The sequence below is a fragment of the Pseudomonas extremaustralis genome (assembly GCF_900102035.1).
Taxonomy (GTDB): domain Bacteria; phylum Pseudomonadota; class Gammaproteobacteria; order Pseudomonadales; family Pseudomonadaceae; genus Aquipseudomonas; species Aquipseudomonas extremaustralis.
The window spans coordinates 539,113-561,408 of the sequence record NZ_LT629689.1 but is presented as its reverse complement, the minus strand read 5'-3'; the positions used below and the strand labels follow the sequence as shown (position 1 = coordinate 561,408).

The 22,296-nt window shown below is 60.9% G+C and carries 17 protein-coding genes and 4 tRNA genes; 2 read left to right on the top strand and 19 right to left on the bottom strand.

Annotation, left to right across the window (positions count from 1 at the left end):
• Positions 1–37: 37 nt before the first annotated feature.
• From BLR63_RS02805 to leuC, 7 genes are all read right to left on the bottom strand, one after another.
• The gene (locus BLR63_RS02805; protein ID WP_010566987.1) at positions 38–2,587 is read right to left on the bottom strand and encodes a FimV/HubP family polar landmark protein; all 2,550 of its coding nucleotides are present in this window, start codon (positions 2,585–2,587) and stop codon (positions 38–40) included.
• 162 nt (positions 2,588–2,749) lie between these two features.
• Positions 2,750–3,760, bottom strand: a complete 1,011-nt coding sequence (locus BLR63_RS02800; RefSeq protein ID WP_010566986.1) for an aspartate-semialdehyde dehydrogenase — start codon at positions 3,758–3,760, stop codon at positions 2,750–2,752.
• 169 nt (positions 3,761–3,929) lie between these two features.
• Positions 3,930–5,042 (bottom strand): aspartate-semialdehyde dehydrogenase, encoded by a 1,113-nt coding sequence (gene asd, locus BLR63_RS02795; RefSeq protein ID WP_010566985.1) that lies wholly within the window; start codon positions 5,040–5,042, stop codon positions 3,930–3,932.
• A 64-nt stretch (positions 5,043–5,106) separates the two neighbouring features.
• Positions 5,107–6,189 (bottom strand): 3-isopropylmalate dehydrogenase, encoded by a 1,083-nt coding sequence (gene leuB / locus BLR63_RS02790; protein ID WP_010566984.1) that lies wholly within the window; start codon positions 6,187–6,189, stop codon positions 5,107–5,109.
• Positions 6,190–6,242: 53 nt separating this feature from the next.
• The gene (locus BLR63_RS02785; RefSeq protein ID WP_010566983.1) at positions 6,243–7,007 is read right to left on the bottom strand and encodes a class I SAM-dependent methyltransferase; all 765 of its coding nucleotides are present in this window, start codon (positions 7,005–7,007) and stop codon (positions 6,243–6,245) included.
• A gap of 129 nt (positions 7,008–7,136) precedes the next feature.
• Positions 7,137–7,781 carry a 3-isopropylmalate dehydratase small subunit gene (leuD, locus tag BLR63_RS02780; RefSeq protein WP_010566982.1) on the bottom strand — a complete coding sequence of 215 codons (645 nt, stop codon included), beginning with the start codon at positions 7,779–7,781 and terminating at the stop codon, positions 7,137–7,139.
• Positions 7,782–7,791: 10 nt separating this feature from the next.
• Positions 7,792–9,210, bottom strand: coding sequence for a 3-isopropylmalate dehydratase large subunit (gene leuC, locus BLR63_RS02775; protein WP_010566981.1), 1,419 nt, complete (start codon positions 9,208–9,210; stop codon positions 7,792–7,794).
• Between the two features lie 147 nt (positions 9,211–9,357).
• Here leuC and BLR63_RS02770 point away from each other — a divergent pair, with 147 nt between their 5' ends.
• A complete protein-coding gene (locus BLR63_RS02770; protein WP_010566980.1) occupies positions 9,358–10,248 on the top strand; it encodes a LysR family transcriptional regulator in 891 nt (296 codons plus the stop codon).
• Between the two features lie 66 nt (positions 10,249–10,314).
• Positions 10,315–13,593: a sensor domain-containing protein gene (locus BLR63_RS02765; RefSeq protein ID WP_010566979.1), complete on the top strand. Its 3,279-nt coding sequence runs from the start codon at positions 10,315–10,317 to the stop codon at positions 13,591–13,593.
• Positions 13,594–13,596: 3 nt separating this feature from the next.
• Here BLR63_RS02765 and BLR63_RS02760 read toward each other — a convergent pair whose 3' ends face one another.
• The 12 genes from BLR63_RS02760 to gltX form a co-directional block, all read right to left on the bottom strand.
• Positions 13,597–14,880, bottom strand: coding sequence for a hypothetical protein (locus BLR63_RS02760; protein ID WP_010566978.1), 1,284 nt, complete (start codon positions 14,878–14,880; stop codon positions 13,597–13,599).
• A gap of 89 nt (positions 14,881–14,969) precedes the next feature.
• Positions 14,970–15,905: a hypothetical protein gene (locus BLR63_RS31700; RefSeq protein ID WP_010566977.1), complete on the bottom strand. Its 936-nt coding sequence runs from the start codon at positions 15,903–15,905 to the stop codon at positions 14,970–14,972.
• Between the two features lie 86 nt (positions 15,906–15,991).
• Entirely contained in the window at positions 15,992–16,507 is a 516-nt protein-coding gene (locus tag BLR63_RS02750; protein WP_010566976.1) for a hypothetical protein, read from the bottom strand.
• Positions 16,508–16,923: 416 nt separating this feature from the next.
• Positions 16,924–17,892, bottom strand: coding sequence for a tRNA dihydrouridine synthase (locus tag BLR63_RS02745; RefSeq protein ID WP_010566975.1), 969 nt, complete (start codon positions 17,890–17,892; stop codon positions 16,924–16,926).
• Between the two features lie 55 nt (positions 17,893–17,947).
• Entirely contained in the window at positions 17,948–18,382 is a 435-nt protein-coding gene (locus BLR63_RS02740) for an acyl-CoA thioesterase (RefSeq protein WP_010566974.1), read from the bottom strand.
• A gap of 41 nt (positions 18,383–18,423) precedes the next feature.
• A complete protein-coding gene (locus tag BLR63_RS02735) occupies positions 18,424–19,257 on the bottom strand; it encodes an alpha/beta hydrolase (RefSeq protein ID WP_010566973.1) in 834 nt (277 codons plus the stop codon).
• 15 nt (positions 19,258–19,272) lie between these two features.
• On the bottom strand, positions 19,273–19,812 hold the full coding sequence (locus tag BLR63_RS02730; RefSeq protein ID WP_010566972.1) for a TetR/AcrR family transcriptional regulator: 540 nt from the start codon (positions 19,810–19,812) through the stop codon (positions 19,273–19,275).
• A gap of 184 nt (positions 19,813–19,996) precedes the next feature.
• Positions 19,997–20,072 (bottom strand) — tRNA-Glu (locus BLR63_RS02725).
• A 78-nt stretch (positions 20,073–20,150) separates the two neighbouring features.
• Positions 20,151–20,226 (bottom strand) — tRNA-Ala (locus BLR63_RS02720).
• A gap of 49 nt (positions 20,227–20,275) precedes the next feature.
• Positions 20,276–20,351, bottom strand: a tRNA-Glu gene (locus tag BLR63_RS02715).
• A gap of 77 nt (positions 20,352–20,428) precedes the next feature.
• Positions 20,429–20,504 (bottom strand) — tRNA-Ala (locus tag BLR63_RS02710).
• Positions 20,505–20,651: 147 nt separating this feature from the next.
• The gene (gltX, locus tag BLR63_RS02705; RefSeq protein ID WP_010568033.1) at positions 20,652–22,133 is read right to left on the bottom strand and encodes a glutamate--tRNA ligase; all 1,482 of its coding nucleotides are present in this window, start codon (positions 22,131–22,133) and stop codon (positions 20,652–20,654) included.
• Positions 22,134–22,296: the final 163 nt, after the last annotated feature.

The window sequence follows — 22,296 nt, the reverse complement described above, 5'->3', positions numbered from 1 at the left end:
GCGACCCGAAGGTCGCCGCCATGTTCACGATGAACGATTAAGCCAAGCGGCTCAACATTTCCTTGGCCTCGCCACGCTGCACTTCACTCCCTTCGGTCAGCACTTCGGTGAGAATGTCCCGCGCACCGTCGGCATCGCCCATATCGATGTAGGCCTGGGCCAGATCGAGCTTGATCGCCACTTCGTCGGTGCCGGACAGAAAGTCGAACTCCGGCTCATCCCCTCCCAGCGCCGCGTCTTCAGCGGTAAAGGAGGGTTCGATGGAAGGACTTTCCAGGCTCTGGGAAAGACGGTCCAGCTCGGCGTTGACGTCGCCCAGCTCCGATGCAAAAGCGTCAGGCTTGGCGGCTTCGGGCTCATCCGCCAGGGACAGGTCGAAATCTTCCGGCAGATCGAAGTCGTCCAGCGCCGCAGGGGTCAGGGTCGGCGGCTCGACGGCGGGCACATCTTTCACCGGATCTTCAAGGCCCGAGAGGAAGTCTTCGTCCGATTGCGTCGACGCCGGGGCATCCAGCTGCAGGTCCAGGTCGAAGTCCGACAAGTCATCCGCACTGGCCTTGGCTTCGGTCTGCTGTTGAAGCAGCGATTCGAACGTCTGCTGGTCGCCCTTGATTTCGGCCGGAGAAGCCGCCTCCAACTCGTCCAGGCTCAGATCGAAATCGGTGTCAAAGGCTTCCGGCTCAGGCGCAGCGGGCTTGTCTTCCATCAGATTCTTGACGTACTGCGCGTCAAGGGCAGCAGCGGCGACAGCGGCACTGACACCTGCCGCCAGTACGGCCATGGCCGGGAAGCGGCTCTTGAGCTGCTCGACCTGGGCATGGTTTTCACCGTTGGCCACCAACTGACGCTCCTGGGTGACGAAGCCGTCCTTGTCACTTTGCAGGCCGTAGACCTCCATCAGTTTCAAACGCAGGTCGCTGCGCGCGGGCTCGTGCTTGATCGCCTGCTCCAGCACGTCGGCAGCCTGGTTCAAGTGGCCACGATCAATATGGGACTGGGCTTGTGCAAGCGCATCGTTGGCGCTTTGCGGGACTACGGCCGCAGCCGGCGGCGCGAGTACGGAGGCGACGCTCGGCGCCGCCACAGCCGCCACAGCCGGCTCAGGCGCTGGAGCGGGTGCGGGCGCAGCCGCCAGCTTGACGTTCGGTGGCGGTACTTCGAGGCCTTCGAAGCTATCCGGTGGCAGGTCTTGATCGATATTCGAGGTGAATACCGGCTCTTCAGCCAAGGCTCGCGCCATACGCAAGTGTTTTTCTTCCGCGCGACGGGCATTGCGATGACGCGCCCACAGCAACAGAAGCAATAACACCAGCAGGCCTGCCGCGCCGCCGATCACGCCCAGCACGATCGGGTTGGTCAGCAGGTCGTTGAATTTGCCTTCAGTGGTGGCGGGCGTGGCATCCGGCTTGATCGGCTCGGGCGCAGTCGGCGCAGGAGCAGGCGCGGTGGGACTGGCTGCCGGCTCGCCGACCAATTGAGCGGGCATCGCCGCCGTCGCTTGAGGGGCAGGCGCGCTTTTTTCGGCTTGCAAACGGGCCAACTGATCGTTTTTCAGTTGAATCAGTTTTTGCAGCTTGTCCAGCTGGCTCTGCAGGTCCGCCGCGCGACTTTTCAACTCTTCGTTGTCACGACGGGTGGTGTCGAGCTGTTCCTTGGTCATCGCCAGCTTGTCGCTCAAGGCCTTGCCATCAGCGGCCTTGCCCTTGCTGCCCTTCCTGGCGGCGTCGCCGGAGACCAGGCTCAAGTTGTCCTGGCCGTTGGTGCTCACCGGCGCATTACCGGCCCTGGTGCGCTTGGTGGCATCCAGTTGCTGCTTACCTGTAGCTTGTTTGGTCGCGGCACGGCGGCCCTGGCGCCAGGCGGTGTTCTGCGCACTCACTTCTGCAATCGCCTTGGGTTGCGACAGCGCAGTGCTTTGTATGGTGTCCGGCAGGCGCAAGACATGACCGGTCTTCAGGCGGTTGATATTGCCGTCGATAAACGCGTCAGGGTTCAGCGCCTGGATGGCCAGCATCGTCTGTTGCACCGAAGCACCATTGCGGTTCTTGGCGGCGATTTCCCACAAGGTATCGCGGGAAGTGGTGGTGTACTGGGCGGGCTTGCTCACAGTCGGCGCGGTGGCGGACGGCGTGGTGCTGGCCGGGGCTGCCAGGCGCGGCGCGACGGCGGCCGGTGCCGACGAGTCGAATTTAGACGGATCGAGCAATACGCTGTAGTCGCGCATCAGGCGCCCATTGGGCCATTGCACCTGCAACAAAAAGCGTACATAGGACTCGGGCAGCGGCTTGCTGGAGGTAACACGCACCACACTGCGGCCATTGGGGTTGACCACCGGGGTGAAGGTCAGATCATTGAGAAACGCTTGGCGGTCGACGCCAGCATCCACAAACGCCTGGGACGAGGCCAGGCTCGGCGTGATCTCGGCAGCCGTGAGGCCACCGACATCGAGCAATTCGATTTCCACCGACAATGGCTGGTTCAACTTCGACTTGAGGGTCATCTCCCCCAGCTGCAGCGCCTGCGCCATACCGGAGGACAGCGCCGAGGCGGCCGCTATTGCTAACACCAGTTTGCGAACTTGAACCATAGCCTCATCCTTTGTCTGAACACTCCCCGGCCTGCGAGAAGGTTGGTAACCGCTGCCATAAGGCATGGCGAGCCGATAGGTCACCGACACGCTTCTGTTCCTGCTTGGGGCCAAGCATAGCGCCTGGCTAGAATCAATCTACAAATTGCCGCCAAGTATCTTTTACGCAAGGCCTTTTATCAACAACTGCGCCAGTTGCACAGCGTTGAGCGCGGCGCCTTTGCGTACGTTATCTGACGTCAGCCACAGATTTAGTTCCGCCGGGTCATCCACCCCCGCCCGAACCCGACCGACATACACCACATCCTGGCCCACTGCATCGCCCACGGCCGTCGGGTAATCGCCCTCTTCCACTAACTCGATACCCGGTGCGGCATCAAGCACACGATTGACGGCGGCAAGGTCGACCGGCGCGCCCAATTGCAGTGACACAGTCAGGCTATCGCCAAAAAACACCGGGGCTTGAACGCAAGTTGCGGAAATCTTTAGCAAAGGAGTTTCCAGCACGGCACGCAGTTCGTGTATCAGTCTTTTCTCCAGTTCGGTATGGCCCTGGGCGTCCGGCTTGCCGACTTGTGCCAGCAGATTGAAGGCCATCTGCCGATCAAAGAACTGCGGCTCCAACGGGCGCACATTCAACAATTCGGCGGTTTGCCGGGCCAGTTCGCTGACGGCTTCACGGCCCTGGGCCGATACCGCCAGGTTAGCGGTGACGCTGACGCGCTGGATGTCCAGCAAACCGCGCAACGGCGCAAGGACCACTGCCAGGTGAGTCGCGCAGGGGCTCGGACTGCTGAGCTGGAATGGTTTTTTCAGACCGTCGAGTACATGGGCATTCGCTTCCGGCACCACCTGGGGCGCTTGATCAGCCGGCAAGGCACCCGACAGGTCAATCACCGAACAGCCGGCAGCCGTGGCGCGCGGTGCGAAACTCAAGGTCACCGCAGGGCCTGCGGCAAAAAAGGCCAACTGTGCCTTGCTGAAATCGAACTCATCGACTTCGCGCACCCGCACATTCTTGCCGCGAAACGGCACCGATGCGCCGGCGGAATTACTGCCCGCCAGCAGATACAGCGTGCCCACCGGAAAATCCAGCTCTTCGAGGATCTGCACCAGGGTTTCGCCAACAGTGCCGGTGGCGCCGATCACGGCGATTTCAAAGGTCTGAGTCATGGGGGCTGCCTCGGGCATTACGGGGGGAGCGGCACTTTACCGGGTGGCTGGGGGTGAGGCAATTGGGCGAGGCCTTGTAGGAGGGGACTTGCTCCCGATGCCTTCCTGAAAGCCAACAAAAAACCCGCGCCTGTCACCAGTCGCGGGTTTCTCGTTGCGCCTCAGGCGATCAACGCTCCAGCAGAATCCGCAGCATGCGGCGCAGCGGCTCGGCCGCGCCCCACAACAGCTGGTCGCCGACGGTGAACGCACCCAGGAACTGGCTGCCCATGTTCAGCTTGCGCAGACGGCCCACCGGGACATTCAGGGTACCGGTGACCTTGGTAGGGCTCAGCTCATGCATGCTGATCTCGCGGTTGTTCGGCACCAGCTTGACCCAGGGGTTGTGCTGACTGATCAGCGATTCGATATCGGCGATCGGCACGTCTTTGTTCAGCTTGATGGTCAGCGCCTGGCTGTGGCAGCGCATGGCGCCGATACGCACGCAGATGCCATCCACCGGAATCGGGCTCTTGAAGCGACCGAGGATCTTGTTGGTCTCGGCCTGAGCCTTCCACTCTTCGCGGCTTTGGCCGTTAGGCAGCTCTTTGTCGATCCAAGGGATCAGGCTACCGGCCAATGGCACGCCGAAGTTCTCGGTCGGGTAGGCATCGCTGCGCATGGCTTCGGCCACCCGGCGATCGATATCGAGGATCGCGCTGGCCGGGTCAGCCAGCTGATCGGCGACAGCAGCGTGGGTCGCGCCCATCTGCTTGATCAGTTCGCGCATGTTCTGCGCGCCGGCACCAGAGGCCGCCTGATAGGTCATGGCGCTCATCCACTCGACCAGGCCGGCTTCGAACAGGCCGCCCAGGCCCATCAGCATCAGGCTGACCGTGCAGTTGCCGCCCACATAGTTCTTGGTACCGGCGTCGAGTTGCTGGTCGATGACCTTGCGGTTGACCGGGTCGAGGACGATCACGGCGTCGTCCTGCATGCGCAGGCTCGACGCGGCGTCGATCCAGTAACCCTGCCAGCCGGCTTCACGCAGCTTGGGGAAGACTTCGCTGGTGTAGTCGCCACCCTGGCAGGTCAGAATCACGTCGAGGGTTTTCAGCTCTTCAATGCTGTAGGCATCCTTGAGCGGGGCAATATCCTTGCCCACGGAAGGCCCTTGGCCACCTACGTTAGAAGTGGTGAAAAACACCGGCTCAATAAGATCGAAATCCTGCTCTTCCAGCATCCGCTGCATGAGCACGGAACCGACCATACCGCGCCAACCGATCAGACCTACACGTTTCATCGCAACTACACCTTGTTAAAAAGTGGGCCGACTTGCAGCAACAACTGCAAGCGGGCACGAGAGATTACAGATTCCGCAGCGCGGCGACTACTGCGTCGCCCATTTCTTGCGTACCGACTTTGGTGCAACCCTTCGACCAGATGTCGCCGGTGCGCAGCCCTTGGTCCAGCACCAGGCTCACGGCCTTCTCGATCGCATCGGCCGCTTCGCCCAGGTTGAAGCTGTAGCGCAGCATCATCGACACCGACAAAATGGTCGCCAGCGGGTTGGCAATGCCAAGGCCTGCGATGTCCGGCGCCGAACCGTGGCACGGCTCGTACATGCCCTTGTTGTGGGTGTCCAGGGACGCCGACGGCAGCATGCCGATGGAGCCGGTGAGCATCGAGGCCTGGTCGGACAGGATGTCGCCGAACAGGTTGTCGGTGACGATCACATCGAACTGCTTCGGTGCACGCACCAGTTGCATGGCGGCGTTGTCGACGTACATGTGGCTCAGCTCGACGTCCGGGTAGTCCTTGGCCACTTCTTCGACGATTTCGCGCCACAGTTGGCTGGAAGCCAGCACGTTGGCCTTGTCCACCGAGCAGAGCTTCTTGCCGCGCACGCGGGCCATGTCGAAACCGACACGCGCGATACGGCGGATTTCGCTTTCGCTGTACGGCAGGGTGTCGTAGGCCTGACGCTCGCCATTCTCCAACTCACGCACACCACGTGGCGAGCCGAAATAGATACCGCCGGTCAGTTCACGCACGATCAGGATGTCCAGGCCGGCCACCACTTCCGGCTTGAGGCTCGACGCGTCGGCCAGTTGCGGGTACAGGATCGCCGGGCGCAGGTTGCCGAACAGGCCCAGTTGCGCGCGGATTTTCAGCAGGCCGCGCTCAGGGCGGATGTCACGTTCGATCTTGTCCCATTTCGGGCCACCCACGGCGCCCAGCAGCACGGCGTCAGCGGCACGGGCGCGTGCCAGGGTTTCATCGGCCAGGGGCACGCCGTGCTTGTCGATGGCGGCGCCGCCGATCACGTCGTGGGTCAATTCGAAGCCCAGGCTGTACTTGGTGTTGGCCACTTCCAGGACCTTGACCGCTTCGGCCATGATTTCCGGACCAATACCGTCGCCAGGGAGAATCAGAATCTGCTTGCTCATGGGTTCCTCATTTCATCAAGCGACCCGCCCGCGGGCAGGTCGGGAAAAATTAATCAGCGCTCGGCCCACACCACCAGCACGTCGGTGCTGAACGTGCCGTCGGCCTGAATCTCGTAGTAATCGCGCACTTCCTGGCCCATCGCCTGCTGCAGCTCGAGGATCGCGGCGCGCAAGGCCTGCGGCGTGCGCATGCGCTCGACCCACGAGGTGTATTCCAGGCGCAGGCGCTGGCGGCTGCTGTTGCGTACATGCAGACCGGCTTCGCTGAGCTGGCGCATCCACTCGGCGGCGGAATAGTCGCGCACGTGGCTGGTGTCGCGCAGCACTTCGACGGTTTGCAGGTAAGTGTCCAGCAGCGGGCTACCTGGCGACAACACATCGACGAATGCCGCCACGCCGCCAGGCTTGAGCACCCGGCGCACTTCACGCAGGGCCAGGCCCAGGTCGCTCCAATGGTGCGCCGAATAGCGGCTGAACACGAAGTCGAATTCACCATCGGCGAACGGCAAGCGCTCGGCGGCGCCATGCACGGTGCGGATGTTGTCGAGGTTACGGTCCACGGCAGCGGCGGCGACCACGTCGAGCATCTGCCGGGACAGGTCGTAGGCCACCACTTCTTTTACCAGCGGCGCCACGTGGAAACTGACATGACCGGCACCGCAGCCCAAATCCAGCAGTCGTGCAGCGCCCTGCCCGGCCAGTTCGGCCTGCAGCAGCGCGAATTCGGTGCCCTGGGCGTGCACGGCACTGCTCAGGTAGGCCGAGGCTTGCTCGCCGAATTGTTTTTGCACGACTTGGGTGTGGGCGGTAGTGGTCATGGTGAATCCCTTGGATTTTGTGCGGTTGATACTGGCCTCATCGGGAGCAAGCCCCCTCCCACATTTGGAATGCATTCCCCTGTGGGAGGGAGCGTGCCCCCGATAGCGACGGTCCCGAGTTACATCATCTTATGCGTCGCGAAACAACCAGGGCTGGCTCGCCCGGTGCTTGGCTTCAAACGCGGCAATCGCGTCGCCGTCCTGCAAGGTCAGGCCGATATCGTCCAGGCCGTTGAGCAGGCAGTGCTTGCGGAAGGCATCCACTTCAAAGTGGTACACCTTGCCGTCCGGACGCGTCACGGTCTGCGCGGCGAGGTCGACGGTCAACTGGTAGCCCACCTCGGCTTCCACTTGCTTGAACAGTTCATCGACTTCTTCGTCGGTCAAGATGATCGGCAACAGGCCGTTCTTGAAGCTGTTGTTGAAGAAAATGTCGGCGTAGCTCGGCGCGATGATGCTGCGAAAGCCATATTCTTCCAGGGCCCACGGCGCATGCTCACGGCTGGAGCCGCAACCGAAGTTTTCGCGGGCCAGCAACACACTGGCACCCTGGTAACGCTCGGCGTTGAGCACGAAGTCCTTGTTCAGCGGGCGCTTGGAGTTGTCCTGATAGGCGTAGCCCACGTCCAGGTAGCGCCACTCGTCGAACAGGTTGGGGCCGAAGCCGGTGCGCTTGATCGACTTCAAGAACTGCTTGGGGATGATCTGGTCGGTGTCCACGTTGGCACGGTCCAACGGCGCGACTAAACCTGTGTGTTGGGTAAAAGCTCTCATCGGGTATTCCTCAGATCAATTCGCGAACGTCGATGAAACGACCGTTGACGGCAGCGGCTGCGGCCATGGCCGGGCTGACCAGGTGGGTACGGCCACCGGCGCCCTGACGCCCTTCGAAGTTACGGTTGGAGGTCGACGCGCAATGCTCGCCCGACTCCAAACGGTCCGGGTTCATCGCCAGGCACATGGAGCAGCCCGGCTCACGCCATTCAAAACCGGCTTCGAGGAAGATCTTGTCCAGGCCTTCGGCTTCAGCCTGGGCTTTGACCAGACCCGAGCCCGGTACCACGATGGCCTGCTTGATGGTCGAGGCGACTTTACGGCCCTTGGCGATCACCGCCGCGGCGCGCAGGTCTTCGATCCGCGAGTTGGTGCAAGAGCCGATGAACACGCGATCCAACTGAATATCAGTGATCGCCTGGTTGGCTTTCAAACCCATGTATTTCAAGGCGCGTTCGATGGAGCCGCGCTTGACCAGGTCGGTTTCCTTGGCCGGGTCCGGCACGTTCTGGTCGACGGCCAAGACCATTTCCGGCGAAGTGCCCCAGCTGACTTGCGGCTTGATCTGGGTGGCATCCAGTTCAACCACGGTGTCGAACACGGCATCGGCGTCGGAGACCAGGTCTTTCCAGGCCTCGACGGCGGCATCCCAGTCGGCGCCTTTCGGGGCGAACGGACGGCCTTTGACGTACTCAACGGTTTTTTCATCCGCCGCCACCATGCCCACGCGGGCACCGGCTTCGATGGACATGTTGCAGATGGTCATGCGGCCTTCGATGGACAGGTCGCGGATGGCGCTGCCGGCGAATTCGATGGCATGGCCGTTACCGCCAGCGGTACCGATCTTGCCGATCACGGCGAGCACGATGTCCTTGGCGGTCACGCCAAACGGCAATTGGCCTTCGACGCGTACCAGCATGTTCTTCATTTTCTTGGCGACCAGGCACTGGGTGGCGAACACATGTTCCACCTCGGAAGTACCGATGCCGTGGGCCAGGGCGCCGAACGCACCGTGGGTGGAGGTGTGGGAGTCGCCGCAGACCACGGTCATGCCGGGCAAGGTGGCGCCCTGCTCCGGGCCGATCACGTGGACGATGCCTTGACGCACGTCATTCATCTTGAATTCGGTGATGCCATATTCGTCGCAGTAGTCGTCGAGGGTCTGCACCTGCAAACGCGACACCTGGTCGGCAATCGCTTCGATCCCGCCCTTGCGCTCCGGGGTGGTCGGCACGTTGTGGTCCGGGGTGGCGATGATCGAGTCGACGCGCCAAGGCTTGCGCCCGGCCAGCCGCAGGCCTTCGAACGCTTGGGGCGAGGTCACTTCATGGATGATGTGACGGTCGATATAGATCAGCGACGAGCCATCGTCGCGCCGTTTCACTTCATGGGAATCCCAAAGCTTGTCGTAAAGCGTTTTGCCGGCCATCAATCGGTCCTCATCAGCGGTATTTCTATGCCCCGGGTCTTGAGACATTCAATAACCCTTTGGCTTGTGAGGCTGATGGTATGGCGCTACATTAAATAACTCAAATTCATATTTTTTATACTTTGGATTACCAACTGGAATACAACAATGGACCTGGCCAACCTCAACGCCTTTATCGCCATCGCCGAGACCGGCAGTTTCTCCGGTGCCGGCGAACGCCTGCACCTGACGCAACCGGCCATCAGCAAACGTATTGCCGGCCTCGAGCAGCAATTAAAAGTCCGTTTGTTCGACCGCCTGGGCCGTGAAGTCGGCCTGACCGAAGCCGGACGCGCCCTGCTGCCGCGCGCTTATCAGATTCTGAATGTGCTGGACGACACCCGCCGCGCCCTCACCAACCTCACCGGCGAAGTCAGCGGCCGCCTGACTCTGGCCACCAGCCACCATATCGGCCTGCACCGCCTGCCACCGATCCTGCGCGCCTTTACCCGGCAATATCCGAATGTGGCACTGGATATTCAGTTTCTTGATTCGGAAGTGGCCTACGAAGAAATCCTCCACGGCCGCGCCGAAGTGGCCGTGATCACCCTGGCGCCCGATCCCCACAACCTGGTGCGCGCCACCCCGGTCTGGGACGACCCGCTGGATTTCGTGGTGGCGCCGGAGCACAGCCTGGCCAGCAACGGTTCGGTCAACCTGGTGGACATCGCCGGGCACCCGGCGGTTTTCCCCGGTGGCAACACCTTCACCCACCATATCGTCAGCCGGCTGTTCGAAGCCCAGGGCCTGACGCCGAACATCGCAATGAGCACGAACTACCTGGAAACTATCAAGATGATGGTGTCCATCGGCTTGGCTTGGAGCGTATTACCGCGCACCATGCTCGACGATCAGGTGGCAAGTATCGCTTTGCCGGGCATACAACTCAGTCGCCAGCTAGGCTATATCGTGCACACTGAAAGGACGCTTTCGAATGCTGCGCGGGCTTTCATGAGCCTTTTGGATGCACAGGTCGATCTGCCAGGGATTCCGGCATGAAGCTGTGCGACCTCAAGGCCTGAACCCCACCGCGACGAACGCCCATTGAGCCAAGGCCCTTTGATAATGCGCAATCCCGTCGACCCCGTACCGCCACTGCCTCGCATCTACGCCCTTGACCCCCAAGAGGCGGAACAAAGCTGGGACAGCGCTCCGCAATTGCTGGCAGCCCTCAACGCCGCGCGGCTGGGGGCGTGGTGCTGGGAAATCGATACCGGGCGCATCAGCTGGTCACGCGGTACTCAGGCGCTGTTCGGTTTCGATCCCCACCAACCGCTCCCCAAGGACATTGATTACCTCGACCTGCTGGCGCCACAGGATCGCAGTCGTGTGGTGCGCGCGTTCCATGCCGTGCTGGCGGGCGAGCCGTTCGAGCAGGCCATGCATCACCATATCCAGTGGCCGGATGGCACTGATCACTGGCTGGAAATCAACGGCAGCCTGGCACCCGACAAAGCCGGCAGGCGCCGCATGATTGGCGTGATCCGCGAGACCACCCGCCAGCGCCAGCGAGAGCACGCCCTCAGCCACTCTGAAAAGCGCTTCGCCACGTTGTTTCACCTGTGCCCGAACATGGTGCTGCTGACCCGCCAGTCCGACGGATTGATCAGCGAAGCCAACCAGTATTTCGAGATGCACTTTGGCTGGCCCCTGTCCGACGCCATCGGCCGCACCACCCTGGACCTGGGCCTGTGGTGCCACCCCGAGCAACGCGCGCAACTGGTCAAGGCCACCCAGCGCAAGGGCGAACCGATCACCATGGATGTGCAGTTCTGCGCCAGTAACGGCCAGATCCACGACGGCACCCTCAGTGCGCAGAAGGTCGAACTGGAAGGCGAGGCCTACCTGATCAGCACCTTTGTCGACACCACCGAACGCAAGAATGCCGAACAAGCCCTCAAGGACAGCCAGGAGCGCCTCGATCTGGCGTTGGACTCGGCGCAACTGGGCACCTGGGACTGGCATATTCCCAGCGGCATGCTCTATGGCTCGGCCCGCGCCGCGCAGTTGCATGGCCTGCCTGCCGTACCGTTCCATGAACCCTTCGACGAATTCTTCGAGGGCATGCCCAAGGAAGAGCGCGACAACATGCGCAACGCCTATCGCACCCTGCGCGAGGGCCCGGCCGGCAACTACCAACTGACTTACCGCGTGCAACTGGAAGATGGCACATCGCGCTACCTGGAAAGCCGCGCGCGTCTCTATCGCGACGACCAGGGTGCGCCGCTGCGTATGGCCGGCACCTTGCTGGACATCACCGACCAGGTCGAGCGCGAACAACGCCTGACTGCCTCCGAAGAGAAATTCGCCAGCCTGTTCCAGGCCAGCCCCGACCCTATCTGCGTCACCGGCCTGGACAGCGGCGCGTTTATCGAGATCAACCCGGCCTTTACTCAGACCTTTGGTTGGACGGCAGCCGAGGTCATCGACAAAAGCGCCGAGCAGATCGGTCTGTGGGACGAATCGAGCAAGCGCCTGCAACGTATCGAACAGGTGATTCGCGAACAGGCACTGAGCAACGTGGCCATCGTGGTCCACCACAAGAATGGCCAGGCCCTGACCTGCGTGATTTCCAGCCGGCTGATCAAGGTCGGCGACCAGCCGTGCATCGTCACCACCTTGCGCGACATCACCCAGCAACAGCGCTCGGAGGCGGCGCTGAAGGCCAGCGAAGAGAAGTTCGCCAAGGCCTTCCACTCCAGCCCCGACGCGATTTCCATCACCGAGCGCGACACCGGCCGTTATGTGGAGGTCAACGACGGTTTCTGTCGCCTGACCGGGTTCCGCGCCGAAGAAGCCATCGGCCTGACGCTGTACCAGATCGGCATCTGGGCCGATGAAAACCAGCGGGCGGCACTCCTGGCCGAACTGCAAATCAAAGGGCGCATCCATCACCTGGAAATGCTCTGGCACAACAAGCGCGGCGACGTGCTGGCAGTGGAAGTGTCGGTGGAGCCGATCACCCTCAATGAAACCCCGTGCCTGCTGCTGACCGCCCGCGACGTGAGCCTGCTCAAAAGCGCCCAGGCGCAGATTCGCCATCTGGCCTACCACGACCCGCTGACCAACCTGCCCAACCGCGCGCTGCTGATGGACCGCCTGAGCCAGCAGATCGCCCTGCTCAAGCGCCATAACCTGCGCGGCGCGCTGCTCTTCCTTGACCTCGACCACTTCAAGCACATCAACGACTCCCTCGGTCACCCGGTGGGCGACACCGTGCTGAAAATCGTCACCGCGCGCCTGGAAGCCAGCGTGCGCATGGAAGACACCGTGGCGCGCCTGGGCGGCGACGAATTCGTGGTGCTGCTCAGCGGCCTGGATGGCACCCGCACGGAAGTCGGTGACCAGGTAGAGGAATTGGCTGACACCCTGCGCGAATTGCTCTCCCAGCCGATGTTTCTCGATGGCCACCGCCTGCAGGTCACGCCCAGCATCGGGATGGCGCTGATTCCCGACCATGGGTCGACCCCGGCGGACCTGCTCAAGCGCGCCGACATCGCCCTTTACCGCGCCAAGGACTCGGGACGCAACGCCACGCAGATGTTCCACAACAGCATGCAGAAAACCGCCAGCGAGCGGCTGCGCATGGAAACCGACCTGCGCCTGGCCCTGTCACGGGGCGAGTTCAGCGTGCATTACCAACCCCAGGTGGACGCGCGCGGCAACAAGATCGTCGGTGCCGAGGCCCTGGTCCGCTGGCAGCATCCGCAACTGGGCGCGCAGTCACCGTCGGAATTTATCAAGGTGCTAGAGGACAGCGGGCTGATTCTCGAAGTGGGCACCTGGATTCTTGATGAGGCCTGTGCGGCGTTTCAACAATTGATCGCCGATGGCCTGGTGGACCCGCTGAATTTCAGCCTGTGCGTGAACATCAGCCCACGGCAGTTTCGCCAGAATGACTTCGTGGAACGGGTGGAACACAGCCTCAAGCAGCATCAATTGCCCTTCAGTCTGCTGAAGCTGGAAATCACCGAAGGCATCGTGATCCAGAACCTGGAGGACACCATCAGCAAGATGCGGCGCCTGAAAAAACTCGGGGTGAGCTTTGCCATGGATGATTTTGGCACCGGCTATTCGTCGCTGACCTACCTCAAGCGCCTGCCCGTGGATGCGCTGAAGATCGACCAATCCTTCGTGCGCGACGCCACCCATGACCCCAACGACGCAGAAATCATCCGCGCTATCGTCGCCATGGCCCGCAGCTTGAACCTGGAGGTGATTGCCGAAGGCGTGGAAACCCCGGAACAACTGGCATTCCTGCAAAAGCTGGGATGCCATTTGTTCCAGGGTTATTTGCACAGTCGACCGTTACCCATCGAAGGATTCAGGCAGTTACTGGAGTAGCTCTCACGCCAGCTTCAACGCGCGCAGCCCGGTATTCATCCAGCGCGATGACGCCAGCTCGCGCTTTTGGCCGTAGAAGTCGAGTGCGCCGTCGATCACCGCGACCGAATGATGACTGTCCGCCAGGGTCCCCACGGCCCCCTTGAGCAGCTCGTCGACGCTGCTTTCGCGGATGTAGCCAAACAATCCAAGACGACGAAGCGCCTCGCCCGGAAACTCACCATCGTTGAGCGTCTGCAGCGCCACCTCATAACTCTGCCGCGCACGGAAATCGTTGTTCTCCCATTGCGCACGCTTGGCACTGACGGCAAACAGGAAGTTGGCGTAGCTCAACAACTGCGGGTTGTTGCCGTGAAAGTTCGAGGCGGCCGTGGCTTGGCGCAGCTCTTCATGGGTCAGGTGCACCCGAAAGGAATCACGCATGACCACGTCAAATCCCTGCGGGGTGAGCTGGATTTGCCTGTAGATCCCTTGAGGGTCCTGCCCGAACCGAATGATGGCCGCCTTGATCGCCGACACCGTGACGCAATTGCCTTCACCCCCTTGATAAAACCCGGCCCAGATGTGCTCGGGCCGCGTGCCAGTGGCCACATGAGAAACCCGCTTGCCATCGACGGCCGGCCATTGCTTGTCGTCGAACAATACGTATCCATAGCCCGGATCGACCTTGCGCTGTTCACGGGGGTGATGGGCCACACCGTCCATGACCAATGCAGCGCCGCGGCTGTGGGTGCCCATGAGGCCCATCGTCCCCTTCGCCTCCATGTCACTCGACGGCACAAACTGAGCAAGGCCGAACACCCCCATCCCTTGCAAACACCGCTGGATCGTCTCGCCCTCCAGGGTTTTTGCCAAAGCCGCCTCAAACGTCGGATAACCCTCTGCCTGTTGCTTGCGCTTAACAAACGCTGCAAACACGAAGTTAGCGTCTTTCAGTGCAGCATGATCCTCGCCCTTGAATCGGGCGGCCTGCGTCGCCTGCTCCACCTCCTGGCGGGACAGGTGAACCTTGAAGTCATCCTTCATCGTAATGTCATAGCCATTACCTGAAGGGGCCAGAGCATTGAACATTCCCGCGGGATGTTGACCGAACGTCATCATCATCAACTTGATGACGGCGGCGTGGGTGCTGCAGTCGAAGTTTTCACCAAAGCGTCGTTGCGTCGCGTTGAATGCCTGGCCGATGTCAGCAGGCTTTTGGCCGACAGGCGTTGACGAAAGCACTGAAGAGGCTTCGCCTTCCACGCTCATCTGCAAACCCGAACGACTGAACATCGAAATATTCATCTCGTGGACTCCTAGAGGTTATCGAAAGCACCCGCAGCCAGGGCGTCACGCTCGCCTGATCGAATCGCGCACCCCGGCTGCGAGGCTCACTACACAAGCGCTACCGCGTAGCCACGGGTCGGCGCGGAGCCCTGACGGCCCCAATACTCTTCACGACCATTGATAACCGCCACCGAGTGCCTGGCTCGATTGCATATGCCTAATTGCCCGCGCGCGAGGTCATACACCGACACTCGTTTCATGTGCTGCTTCAACCCCAGTCTTTGCAGCCCCTCTCCAGGCCCTGTCTCATCCTCGCCATCGTTGAGACTGCGTATGGCCGCCTGGAAACTTCTGCCCGCCGTACGGTCGTTATTTTCCATCTGTGCGCGCTTGGCACTCACCGCAAACAGAAACTGCGCATCCTTGAGCATCCCTCTGTCAGGACCGTCGAATTGCGCCCCCCGCGCGCCCTGCGCCAACTCCTGATCCGTCAGGCTCAATTGGAAATCATCCCGCATGACCACGCGATAACCGCCGTCGGTCTTGGTCACCGTCTTGAAAATATCCGTAGGGCTTTGACCGAACCGGTGCATGGCGACCTTGATGGCCGACACCGTCACGCAGTTGCCATAGGGGCCCTGACGAAAACCGCTCCAGATATTGTCTGGCTTGGCGCCATTACGCTTTTCCGAAAGACCGGGAATGGTGATCGCGGGGGCCGGCGCGGGTGGATCAGGTACTACCCTGGGCTGCACGTCTGGAAGTGGAAGAAGATCGGGAACCGTTGCGGCTTTGTTATCGGATACCAGACTGATCAATTGTCTAAAAAAGTTCGCAAACAGGCTTACAAGTGAACTGAGGGGGTCGCTGCGATAACCCACGTCTTCTCCCGAAACCGGGAGGGAGCCGACATCGGTATTCCACTGAATACTTGTGCTCTTCTCTTTACCTTCAAGTGTCTCGCTCAGGGGCTTGAATGTATCGACGGGGATGACCTGACGCACATCAATAACACGCGCAATAGTATTAATGGAACATGACATAAGTTTCTCCTTGCCCAAGCACTTCTCCGAACAGCGTTCTTTGGAGAAGCCCTGCGCGACTCAAATGCTCGGATGAGCGCATGGATTCAAGACTTGGATACAGGTCGGCTGTTCATGCGCCAGAACCGCTTATCGTCAGGGCAATAACATTGCCCAAGATTGATGTTCACGTGCACATCGGTATTGCCATCATTGATCACAGTGGCCGGCGGGTTGGGCACGGTGGGCACAACGGGAGCCAAGGGTTTGTGCACATCGGGCTTGATTGAAACCAACGGTGGCTTGACCGCGTCCGGTTTAATCACCGGCAAGTTGTTCACGGCAGGCAAAGTATCCGGCGCGCGGTTATTCCCGAGAAACATCTCCCGCATCGACCTGAAGAACTGTTCAAACATGTCGAATAATTTGGTAATGGCCGCGCCACTAATGAGTTCATTAAGTTGGGACTTATTATTTTCAAGTGGCACGATTGCGGGCTTGACGTTGGAGGGGGTCGTCGGGGTCGCCAAGCGCCCATCGGCTTTCAATACTGTGGGTAATGGGGACGCCATGGTCGAAGTATCAACGCTGACAAAAGCTGGATTATTAACAGATAGAGACATCCACAAGCTCCTTAATTAACGCGACCGACTTAAAGGGATAGTCAGACAAGCGATAGTTTTAATGGACCGCGAGTCACTGCATCACTGTGCGGTCACTGCTTGTGTGGAAACTGCCGCCATCGAGTTCCCGAAATCGCCTTTCATATAAGGAAACCAAACCAAACCTTCAGACTTTGCCCCATGGTGTTCTTAAGCAATATCAAGGGCCGAAGCGCTCCAGCATGTCTTCATGCAGACACACACGCTAATAAACCACTCATCACGAAACTTACCGACACGGTTGCACAACCCACTCAGTCGCCGGATTTGTTATTACGCACGCGCAAAAACGTCACCGGCGCGAGGGTGATTCATCACGTGTTGGATAGGTACGAGAGGCCAACCGGACAGCGGTCGGCACGTTCAGCGCGTGGAACTCATGACTGTGCGACTGGCTGCGGATGGGTCATGCCCAGCAACCGACCGACCTGCTCCAATCCGGTTTCACGACGCAGGGCGGTAAACAACTCCACCGCTTGTGGGTAATTGCGCGTCAACATGGCCAGCCACTGCTTCAATCGACCCGGCGCCTGCTTTTCGGTCAATTGTTCTACCGACTGGCGCCAGAACTCGTGGAGCATCGGCTGCATCTGCTCCCAGGTCATCTCCACCACCTCTTCTCCCGCCCGCGCGGCAGCGATTTGCCGCGCCAGGTCAGGACGCGCGACCAGGCCACGACCGAGCATGATGTCTTCCACGCCACTGATTTCACGGCAGCGCCGCCAGTCTTCGACGCTCCAGATATCGCCATTGGCGAATACCGGCACCTTGACCACATCCTGGACGCGTGGAATCCACTCCCAATGGGCCGGCGGCTTGTAGCCATCAACCTTGGTGCGCGCATGCACCACGATATGCGCCGCGCCGCCTTCGGCCAGGGCCGTGGCGCACACCAGCGCGCCGTCCGGGCTGTCGAAACCCAGGCGCATCTTGGCGGTCACCGGGATATGGGCCGGCACCGCACGGCGCACGTGTTCAACGATGCGGTTGAGCAGCTCCGGCTCCTTGAGCAGCACTGCGCCGCCACGGGACTTGTTGACGGTCTTGGCCGGGCAGCCGAAGTTCAGGTCGATCACTTCGGAACCCAGCTCGCAGGCCAGGGCCGCGTTCTCCGCCAGGCACACCGGGTCAGAGCCGAGCAATTGCACGCGCAATGGCACGCCCGCAGCGGTGTGGGCACCGTGCAGCAGTTCTGGAGCGAGCTTGTGGAAATAGGCCGGGGTGAGCAGGCGGTCGTTGACGCGGATGAACTCGGTCACGCACCAGTCAATACCGCCCACGCGGGTCAGCACGTCCCGCAGGATGTTGTCGACCAACCCCTCCATGGGCGCCAAAGCAATTTGCATGGATAACACTCAACAAAAATCGTGGCGCAGTTTACTGGGTTTCCTACGACAACCGTTAACCCCCTGTCAGGGCAGAACCATAGCCGTCGAGAAACTCCGTCGGCATGCGCTTGGGCTTACCGCTGGACAGTTCGATACAGACAAAGGTGGTCTGCGCCCGTAGCAGGGTCACGCCATCGCGGGGACGGAACAGTTGGAAGCGGCGGGTCATTTTCAGGCGCTGGTCCCAGTCGACAATCCAAGTGGCCAACTGCAACTCGTCGCCCTCGTAACCCGCCGCCAGGTAGTCGATCTCATGGCGCACCACCGCCATGGCACGGTCCAGGCGCCGATACTCGGCGAGGTCCAGGCCCAGGCGCTGCGAATGCCGCCAGGCGCAGCGCTCCAGCCAGGACACATACACTGCGTTATTGGCGTGCCCCAGGCCGTCGATGTCTTCAGGGGCGACCTGCAGATCGATGATAAACGGCGTTGCCAAATCCCAGCCCATACCTTGCTCCCGGTCGATTGATGTCGGCGGGGGGCAGTGTATCAGGCAGTTTGCCGCGCCTGTAAACGACGCCCCGCCAACAGCGCCAGCACACCCTCGATCACCCGTGGGTCGGCCAGCACTTTCTGGTGACCACCTTGCTCCAGGCGCAGCAGACGGCTGTCGAACCAAGCTTCATGGATCGCTTGAGAGGCTCGGACCGGAACGAAGGTATCGTCTTCGGCGTGCACCACCAGGCCAGGGATATTCATCTGGTAGTGAGCCACATCCAAGTGTTTGAGCGGCATGCCGAACGTCAGTTCGACCTCCTGGATAAACGCCGAGCGGGCCCGCGCCGGCAAACCGACCAAGTGGGTAAAGCCGCACAGCACATCCAGGAAGCGTGACGGCGCGGCGATACTCACCAGCGCCTCGGTACGCAACCCCAACTGCACCGCCAGCATCGCACTGGCGCCGCCCATGGAATGGCCGATCACCCCATGCAAAGGCGGCAACTCGGCGGCCGCCTCAAGCATGGCACGGGCGAAGAGCAAGACATGGGCTTCACGCCCCGGCGAACGGCCATGGGCGGGACCGTCCAGGGCAATCACTGAATAACCATTGTCCACCAGTGCGGTGATCAGGCTGGCGAACTGGGTTGGGCGACCTTCCCAACCGTGCATCAACAACACCGCCGGGCCTTGGCCCCAACGCAGCGCCGACAGGCCAAACCGCAAGGTGATGCGCTCCGACTGCGCCAGCAGCGGCAACTCCCAATCACGCGGCGGCAGGTCGCGCGGCGTCATGAAGGCACGTCGCATCTTGTTGGCCACCGCTTGCGGTGCCAGATGCCCCAGGGTGCCGTTGAAGCGACGAATCCAGGTTAACGTCCCCATCATTCCACCCCTCTTCTAGCGCACGGCCGACTTGGCGGCACGCAACACTCGATCTGACAGTTCCCCTGGCCCCAGGGCCCGCGCCAAGGCCAACCCGCCGATCATCAGCGCCATGTCCGCCAGGGCCTTGTCCGTGTCTTCGGGGCTGGCGGCAAGTTGCGCGGCCATCAGTTCCACATGCTCACTCAACGCTTCACGGAAGGCGTCCGGCAGCCGAGCCATCTCGCCCACGGTAGCGGGGATCGGGCAGGCCTGAACGGTGGAGTCGCGATGCTTGCGCGACAGGTAAAACGCCGCCACCAGCGCCCTGCGCTCTTCTCCAGTGAGCTGTGAGTCCATATCGTCGATGGATGCACGCCGCCGAGCCAGCAACTGCGTGAAGGCCTCCAGCATCAGTGCATCCTTACTGTCGAAATGCGCGTAGAAACCACCGACGGTGAGCCCCGCCGCCCCCATGACTTCACCGACACTCGGCTCGGCCGGGCCACGCTGGATCAAGGCCGCGCTGGCAGCTTGCAGAATACGTTCGCGGGTTTGCGCTTTTTTATCGCTCATCGTGTGCCTCCAACTCTCATGAGTTGAATATTATTATCATAATAATATTTCGCAAGCGAGAAGCATGACCGCTGGTCAGAAGCCCGCATGGGAAAGGGAAAGGGAAATTGGCCAAACGCCAGACAAACAAAAGGGCCATTCAATAATTGAATGACCCTTAAAAATCCCGCAGAGCGGGTAATCGTGGCGTCCCCTAGGGGACTCGAACCCCTGTTACCGCCGTGAAAGGGCGGTGTCCTAGGCCACTAGACGAAGGGGACACAAACCTTCTTACAACCTGATCAAGCTGGGCTTGATCGATTCAAGGACGGTGTGGCCGGAACCTTGAACCTGTAAATTGGTGGAGCTAAACGGGATCGAACCGTTGACCTCTTGCATGCCATGCAAGCGCTCTCCCAGCTGAGCTATAGCCCCGATTTTTCGCCTGGCGGCGCAGCAGACCTTGCGATCCACTTGTTGAAACTGGCGTCCCCTAGGGGACTCGAACCCCTGTTACCGCCGTGAAAGGGCGGTGTCCTAGGCCACTAGACGAAGGGGACAAAACCTTCTGTACAACCTGATCAGGCTGGGCCTGATCGATTCAAGGACGGTGTGGCCAGACCTTGAACCTGTAAATTGGTGGAGCTAAACGGGATCGAACCGTTGACCTCTTGCATGCCATGCAAGCGCTCTCCCAGCTGAGCTATAGCCCCTCATCGGTGAGGACGGGGCGAATCTTAATGGCGGTTTGGAAACGTGTCAAATTTATTTTCAACAATTTCCAAAATTTTTTGCCGGGATAACAATCACTTACCGGCGAAACCCCGGAAAGCCGGGGTTTCGCCGCTGCAACAGCCTACTCAGGCAATAGTGCCCAGCAGCTTTTCCCACTCTTTGTTTTCTTTCTTCGACACACCGCCAAGCAAATCAAGGGCTTGGCGCAGACGGAAACGCGTAAGGTCCGGGCCGAGGATTTCCATCGCATCGAGGACCGACACCGAACTGGCCTGCCCGGTGATGGCGGCAAACATCAGCGGCATGGCATCGCGCAGCTTCAGTTCCAGGGATTCGACCACCGCCTGAATCGTCGCGGTGATGGTGTCCTTCTCCCACTGGCGCAGGCTTTCGAGCTTCCACAGGATCAACTGCATCAGTTGGCGAACCTGATCGCCGGAGAGTTTCTTGGATTCGAACAGCTTGGCGTCCGGGTTCACGCCACCGGCAAAGAAGAAACTGGCCAGCGGTGCGACCTGGCTGAATGTCTCCACCCTGCCCTGCACCAGCGGCGCGATCTTCATCATGTACTCAGGGTTCAGCGCCCACTGCTGCACGCGGCTGGCGAACTCCTGCACCGGCAAATCACGCAGCCACTGGCCGTTGAGCCACGACAGCTTCTCGATATCGAAGATCGGCCCGCCCAGCGACACGCGGGACAGGTCGAAGTTATCGACCATTTCCTGCAGCGAGAACTTCTCGCGCTCGTCCGGCATCGACCAGCCCATGCGGCCCAGGTAGTTGAGCATCGCTTCAGGCATGAAGCCCATGCGCTCGTAGAACGTCACCGAAGTCGGGTTCTTGCGCTTGGACAGCTTGCTCTTGTCCGGGTTACGCAGCAGCGGCATGTAGCACAGCTGCGGCTGTTCCCAGCCGAAGTATTCGTAGAGCAGGATCAGTTTCGGGGCCGATGGCAGCCATTCTTCGCCGCGCAGCACGTGGGTGATGCCCATCAGGTGATCGTCGACCACGTTGGCCAGGAAGTACGTCGGCAGGCCGTCGGTCTTCATCAGCACTTGCATGTCCATGCGGTCCCACGGGATCTCGACGTCACCGCGCAGCATGTCCGGCACCACGCACACGCCTTCGCTCGGCACCTTCATGCGGATCACATGGGGCTCGCCGGCAGCCAGGCGCGCGGCCACTTCTTCTTTCGACAGCAACAGCGCGCGGCCATCGTAGCGCGGGGTCTCGCCACGGGCCTGTTGCTCGGCGCGCATCTGGTCCAGCTCTTCGGCGGTGCAGAAGCACGGGAACGCATGGCCCATGTCGACCAGTTGCTGGGTGTACTGCTTATAGATGTCGCTGCGCTCGCTCTGGCGATACGGGCCATGGGGGCCGCCGACGTCAGGACCTTCCGACCAGGTAATGCCGAGCCAGCGCAGGGCATCGAAAATCTGCTGTTCAGACTCGCGGGTCGAACGCAGTTGGTCGGTGTCTTCGATCCGCAGGATGAATTCACCGCCGTGCTGCTTGGCAAAGCAGTAGTTGAACAAAGCGATGTAGGCAGTACCGACGTGGGGGTCCCCAGTAGGCGATGGCGCGATGCGCGTGCGGACGGTGGTCATGGCAGGTCTCGAATGGGCGATATAACTAGAATTGAAACAAGGGGCGAATGGTAACAGCCCCAGGCACCTGCGCTCCAGCACAAGGGCATATAGGCCAAGGTTCGGTCTGCGGGCATACCATGGCTATTTGCTAGATGCGTGGGTGGTTATATTCCATTACCTC